The following is a 6,442-nucleotide window of genomic DNA, read 5'->3' as shown; positions in this document are numbered from 1 at the left end:
TATCCATTCGAGAGATAGCCATGCGTATGGGGCTGTCTGAGCAAACGGTCAAAAATAATCTTACGGAAGCATCCAAACGACTACGGAAAGCTATTTTGGGCTATCAACATGTTCAAAACGGTAGTTTCACTTTACTTTTGATCTTTATGATCGATGAACTCTCCAAGTAAGTTTCCAGCAGGCTTACTTTTTTGAGCTTGAGAAGCTTAACAATTCTTTTATACAACATTAACCATTTCTTGAAGTACTTTGGAGCTTTTTTGCAGACTTGTATATAAACAGCAGGCATAAAAAGTGAAAAGAAGAATTTTTGAATCGCTAATTGATAGATATCGCCAAAATAAGGCTAGCGCTAGTGAGCGCACACTGATTGATCGTTGGTATGCCGAACTTGATGGAGAAGATGTACCCGACTATAAAGTTGACGAGAGTCAATTGTGGGAAAAAATTCATCGGCAGATTGGAAATAGTTCCAGAAGAAACGTACCTGTTCGGAAAATGCTGTATTGGTCTGTAGCTGCTGCCGCATGTGTCTTGCTTTGTCTTGGTGTTTTATTTTGGGGTGTCAAGGGGGATCATACAGTTTTGAGAAAGCAGGCTATGCTTAAACCAGGATATCGGGTTTTTGAAACGGGAATTGCGCAACGGAAAAGAGTACAGCTTGCAGATGGCTCAACGGTAATTTTAAATGCACGGACGAAGTTGAAATTGGATACGGTTTCTTTCGATCGAAAGGATCGCATGGTAGAACTCCTCGCGGGGGAAGCTTTTTTTGATGTAAAAAAAGATGCTACGAAAGCCTTTATTGTAAAAGCTCGAGACATACAAACTAAAGTTTTAGGTACTTCCTTTACCGTGAAAAACTATGCGGAACTGGACGATATATCTGTGTCGGTATTTACCGGCAAAGTTGAGGTCGCAGCCAACCGCAACCTGTTGGGGATATTGGAAAGAGGAGACCAGATTCGTTATTCCAAAAATAGTAATAAAAGCCAACTGGAGAATTTTGATCTCTTGACGCGAAATAGCTGGATCGAAGGACGTGTATATCTTAAACAAAGCACTTTTGCCGAGATGGCTATAGCAATCAAAAATATCTATGGTAAAGATCTTGAGGCTGCAGATATTCAAATTTCCCAACAGCATTATAGTATGCCTATATCGAGGCAGTTATCATGGGCGGCGACCTTAGAAAGTATTAAAGCCATTCATCACAATAAGTCTAGAAAGAAGGGGAATAAAGTGCTGATTTACTAAATAGTAGACAAAAAGAGCCGACGACCGCCATCGTCGGCTCCGATTGGTACAACCCCTAAATTAGGGGTAAATAACATATACAACAACTTGTAGAGATATTATATACGTAAACAAATTTATGAAATTTAACCAATACGTTACGAAAAACGATATTAAGTTTATGATAAAGACATCGCTGGTAGGATTACTTCTATCGATAGTTTCTGTCGAAATACTCTTGGCTTCTGTCGTACATGGACAGCTACTTAATAGAGAAATTTCCATCTCCTTTAGTGAATCTAGCATTCCTGCAGTTTTTGAACGCCTAGAATCTCAAAACATCCATATTGCTTTTGACGCCGCAAAATATAATCTGTCGAAGAAAAAAGTAAGTTCTAAAATTTTTATAAAAAGCAGTGTCAGAGATGTCATGCATTATCTTCTCAAGGAAACAAACCTGACGGCCATTGACAATGGAGTATACATTACATTGACCGAAAAAACTATTCAACAAAGTGGACGTATTTCGGGTAAAATAATTGACGACCGCGGACAACCATTGGCGAATGCCAGTATTAAACTGGTCGGTATGAATAAATCTACGCAAACCAGTCTAGATGGTAGTTACGGTTTCATAGTGGCGACAGGTGTATATACCCTTGAAGTAAGTTATTTGTCCTACCGTACACAACGTATCGAGGGGGTGAAAGTCGAATCAGGACAGCGTACGGCACTAAACATTGAGATGAAGGCGCAGGTAAATGCACTGGAAACTGCTGTAGTTACAGTTCCGTTCAAAAAGGCTTCTGTGGCAGGACTGTATGCAGCACAAAAAAATGCCGCTTCAGTAACCGATGGGATTTCTGCAGAGCAGATTGCCCGAACACCAGACAATGATATGGGACAAGTTTTAAAACGCGTGACAGGATTGACAACAGTCAATAATAGAAATGTAATTGTAAGAGGGATGTCTGACCGTTACAATCAAGCAATGCTGGATGGGGTTGTGATTCCAAGCACTTCACAGAATAGGCGTGATTTTTCCTTTGATATTATTCCGACAGAGATGGTCAGCTCCGTTGTTGTCAATAAGACTGCAACACCGGATGTCTCTGCAGAATTTTCTGGTGGCCAGGTTTCAGTGAATACACTAGATATTCCAGAAAAGAATTTTACGTCGATTCAATATGGAATTGGTGGAAATTCCCGTACGACAGGAAAAGACTTCTATCGTCTCGGAGAGCGTAAGACATCCGAATTCTTTGGTTTTAATCACTCCTCTTCCAAGCAACCTCAAGGTATACAGCCTTGGTTTTGGAATGCTGAGGCAAGGCGTCTAGACGCTCCCCCTGGATATATCTTGAATGATCCAAAGTTGAACGAGGAATTTTTGATGCCTGGTTCAACGTTGAAGTATAATGACATTGATGCCATCGAACAATCTAAACTTGTTAACGCTGATGCCATGAAATTATATCGCTACAAGGCCAGTCCCAATCAAAATTTACGATTTGCATTGGGTAGACGATATGCGATCTCAAACGGATTATTGTTCGGATTCTCCGCCTCTGCAAATATTCGGAATGAACAGAATATCGTACCCTTTAATAATGTTCGAGGGTCTGGTATCATTAATGGATATGGGGAAAAACAGCACATGATAGAAAGTGATACAATCGGCCAAAATGGAGCGGGGACTTCGTATCGTTTTAATAGCAGTAGCGGATTGGTCGCAAATTTTGGAGTAAAGGGACAGGATTTTAAGCTTGCATTTAAAAATATGTATGCACGCACCTTTAACAATAACTATAGTGAAAACATCCGGGCGACGTTTACAAATTTAAGTAGCCCGCCGACCAAAAATCAATATCAGTTGCCTGAAACAATGTCTTTGCAGCAACATCAATTAAGTGGTGAGTATCAGCTGCCTTGGGATATCAAAGCGGAGGGGATGTTTGCTTACAATAGAATTCAGCAACAGATTTTGGATGAGCGCAAGTTGCGTTACGGACTAACAACAATAATAGATGGAAATTATATCTTTCAAAGCCCCAATTTATTGAGTCTTTCTAATTGGTCCAATCATTCGGAAACAGGGTTCGATTCCCGTATGTGGACGGAGATCAATGAACATGATTATAACTGGGCGATGGCATTTTCACGAATGTTCGGGACAGGGAAAGTCGTCAGTACATTAGTGAAAGTCGGGTATCAAGGATGGAAGAAAAACCGCGATCTATCTGTTTTTCGGCTATTACCTTTCACAAGATCCTATCTTCCTGATGATCCCTCGAAAGGGGCGCCCGCAATAGAGATGCCTTATGATGTATTGTTGTCTGCAGCAAATATTGGGAATGGTATTGGTCAGGCATATTATTATCCTGAACCTATTGGGGGAAGTGTCTACGATGGTGCAATGAATTCACATGCCGCATACTTCATGTTGGATCAGAAATTTTGGAATAAGCTGAGGTTAGTTTATGGTCTACGTGCTGAATATTACAATTTGCAAAATCGTCAAGATGAAATGTTTAGAAAACAAAATGGTGATCCCAATGAGGATAACAACAAATTACTGCTGTATAAACTTATGATTCGTGAAAAAAATTGGAAATTATTGCCATCGATCAATGCAACTTATAGTGTCAGTAATACTTTTAATGTGAGAGGAAGTTACTCCAAAACGGCTATTCGGCCGGATTTTAGGGAAACAGGCTTTTTTGGCTTCTATGATTTTGAATTAGACGCTATCGTTTCTGGGGATAATGTAGAGTCAACTTTTATCGATAATGTCGATATGCGGTTGGAATGGTATCCGAGTCCGGGCGAAATTATATCCCTGACAGGATTTTATAAATATTTGGATAAACCAATAGAATTGATCGAAAATGAGGATGTAAGTCCGGGGAGCGCATATGTTTTTAATAATATGGAGTCTGCTAAAAACATGGGGATAGAATTTGAAATCCGTAAAAACCTAGGTTTTCTCGGTGAAGCAGATTGGTTATCTAAAGCTTTTATAAATGCAAACGGGACTTTGTTGAAATCAGAAGTAAATGCATTGAGTCAATGGAGACATAAACTTGTTGATAACGTAACCGTAGCAGAACGACAAAAAAATAGAGCACCAAACCAGGACCGTCCATTAGTGGGACAGTCGCCCTGGTTGTTAAACTTGGGAGTAGGTTATTGGGGGGATGATTTTGGAATAACGACAAGTTACAACCATAGAGGCTACCGTACGAATACAGCATCCGTCAACCCGAATCGAGTAGAGTATGAACTTGCACCAAGGCAGCTTGATCTACAGGTGTATAAGCGTTTTCTGCGACAACAGTTGGAAATTAAATTCAACGCTGCTAATCTTTTAGATGAATGGACGCAGTATTATCAAAATCAGTCGGCTTATAGTGAATCCAAAGGTGAAAATGGAGAAAAGATCTTTGACCTTGTTAAAGGAGATAATAAATATAATAGGGCGGATGATGATATTATAACTTATCGTAAAAAAGACGGACGAAGGTTTAACCTTTCCCTGATCTATAGCTTTTAAATAATAAGGTGAAAATAAGTGTGGAGGGCTATTTGATTGTAATAGGCTTTAAAGATATCGTAGAAATTTAGAAAAAACTACTGCGCGAGGCAGTTTCATATCACTCCTTAATAATGTATATAGTTCCGGGTTTGTCCATATAACGCAACAGGAAGATAAAAATAGAGAAACAAAAAACGGGTGATTGAAAACAACTATGCAGCCTTATGAAATGCTATCCCATAGGGATGCATAGTCTAAAAAATGATCTTGTGATGGCAAAACTAGTAATTATTTAACGCAAAATGAAAAAAATCTTAACAGTAGCAAGCGTATGCGCAATCGCATTAGCTTCTTGTAACAAGGACAATGTGGGACCAAATTCAGATTTGAATGCTGGCTTGCCAAACAAACCTCAGGCAACAATCCCAACAGATGCTGCCGGCATTATTACTAAAACAACTCTTTCAGCTGATACAGTATGGAAAATTGACGGTGTGGCTTTTGTTAGGCCAGGAGCTACCTTAACTATTCAAGCGGGGACATTTATTACTTCTGGAGTAACTAAAGCATACAATGATCAAATTACTGGATTAACACATAATATCAAAGGGGTATTAGTTGTACCTAAAACAGCTAAATTGATTGCTAATGGTACTGCTGCTGCACCTATTGTATTTACTTCTCCTAATGCTGGTGGTTCCCGTAATCCAGGTGATTTTGGAGGAGTTGTATTATTAGGCAATGCAACGACAAATCAAGCTGCGACAAAAAGAATCGAAGGTATTCCGCAACCTGTTGGTGTAGATGTGTCTTATGGAGGAACAAATGCTGCCGATAATTCGGGTTCTTTAAAATATGTACGTATTGAATTCGCTGGTTATAACTTAACGGCTGATAATGAGATTAATGGATTGACTTTAGGTGGCGTTGGTACTGGGACTACATTGGAAAATATTCAGGTATCTTGGGGTAAAGATGATGGATTTGAATTTTTTGGTGGTACTGTAAATGCTAAATATTTAGTAGCGTTGTCAAATGATGATGATGACTTTGATTTCGATCACGGTTACACAGGAACAATTCAATATGCTTTATCATTAAAGGATCCTAATTCTACCAACAGTACTTCTAGTGGTAGTTCTGATTCAAATGGTTTGGAATCGGATAATGAAGGTACAGCTCCATATGCAGCTACACCAAAAACTCGCCCAGTATTGAAAAATTTCACATTCTTGGGTATTAAAGATGCTACTATAGCAGGAACTAAACTAAAATTTGGTAACCGCTGGAGAAGAGCGTCTGAATACGATATCCAAAACTCAATTATTGCTGGCTATGCAACAGGGGCAGCATTTCAAGATGGAGCCACAGGTACTTTTACAGGAAATGTTGTACATGCATATTCTGCGGCCTTTAGCGGTGCTACTCCGGCTGGAAACCAAACAAATGTGTCAACAGATGCTGCTGCATATTTGAAGTTAGCGGGTGGTGCCAATATTTTTTATCCAACGGCGTCTTTATTTAACCCTGTATTTATAAGACCACTATCGACTTCGCCAGCATATGGTAATGGAACGACTACTTATAGTGGTGCGTTTCATCCAACAACTGCTCCTTGGACAGCAACCTGGACCCAATTTGATCCAAAAAATTATTAATATCTTCTATTTA

General features: G+C 39.4%; 3 protein-coding genes. All 3 read left to right on the top strand.

The features are described from left to right. Positions 1 to 294 precede the first annotated feature (294 nt). The 3 genes from ACHWSC_RS08620 (at position 295) to ACHWSC_RS08610 (ending at position 6,429) form a co-directional block, all read left to right on the top strand. Positions 295 to 1,257, top strand: coding sequence for a FecR family protein (locus ACHWSC_RS08620; RefSeq protein ID WP_394676475.1), 963 nt, complete (start codon positions 295 to 297; stop codon positions 1,255 to 1,257). Positions 1,258 to 1,417: 160 nt separating this feature from the next. Next, positions 1,418 to 4,789: a TonB-dependent receptor gene (locus ACHWSC_RS08615; RefSeq protein ID WP_236582624.1), complete on the top strand. Its 3,372-nt coding sequence runs from the start codon at positions 1,418 to 1,420 to the stop codon at positions 4,787 to 4,789. 284 nt (positions 4,790 to 5,073) lie between these two features. Beyond that, positions 5,074 to 6,429 carry a hypothetical protein gene (locus tag ACHWSC_RS08610; protein ID WP_394676474.1) on the top strand — a complete coding sequence of 452 codons (1,356 nt, stop codon included), beginning with the start codon at positions 5,074 to 5,076 and terminating at the stop codon, positions 6,427 to 6,429. Positions 6,430 to 6,442: the final 13 nt, after the last annotated feature.

The organism is uncultured Sphingobacterium sp., from assembly GCF_964277905.1.
In the GTDB taxonomy this organism is placed as follows: domain Bacteria; phylum Bacteroidota; class Bacteroidia; order Sphingobacteriales; family Sphingobacteriaceae; genus Sphingobacterium; species Sphingobacterium siyangense.
This window is presented reverse-complemented; position numbering and strand designations above follow the sequence as displayed.

Excerpts from the sequence above, each read along its gene's own strand:
- ACHWSC_RS08615 (WP_236582624.1), top strand. The coding sequence starts at position 1,418 with ATGATAAAGACATCGCTGGTAGGATTACTTCTATCGATAGTTTCTGTC.
- ACHWSC_RS08610 (WP_394676474.1), top strand. The coding sequence starts at position 5,074 with ATGAAAAAAATCTTAACAGTAGCAAGCGTATGCGCAATCGCATTAGCT.